1 protein-coding gene is annotated in these 248 nt (G+C 67.7%); it reads right to left on the bottom strand.

What is annotated here, in order from left to right; all coding sequences use genetic code 11:
• On the bottom strand, nucleotides 1–248 hold a 248-nt coding region (locus RRF55_RS27595), incomplete at both ends, for a murein hydrolase activator EnvC family protein (protein WP_439419240.1).

Raw genomic sequence — 248 nt, 5'->3', positions numbered from 1 at the left:
CCCTGGGCACGGCACCATTGTGTCGGGTCGCTCGGGCGGCCTTGCTGGCGAATCGCGAAGTACAGGGCGGCGGTGTCCTGGCCGCCGCTGTTGCCGACGGTGGAGATCGCCTCGCCCGACTTGACCACGTCGCCGGCATTCTTGAGCAGGCTCTGGTTGTGCCCGTACAGGCTCAGGTAGCCGTTGCCATGGTCGAGAATGACCAGAAGTCCGGCGCCGCGCAACCAGTCGGCGAACACCACGCGCCC

The sequence above is a fragment of the Klebsiella sp. K47 genome (genome assembly GCF_051858335.1).
Lineage (GTDB): Bacteria > Pseudomonadota > Gammaproteobacteria > Enterobacterales > Enterobacteriaceae > Klebsiella > Klebsiella pneumoniae.
This window is presented reverse-complemented; position numbering and strand designations above follow the sequence as displayed.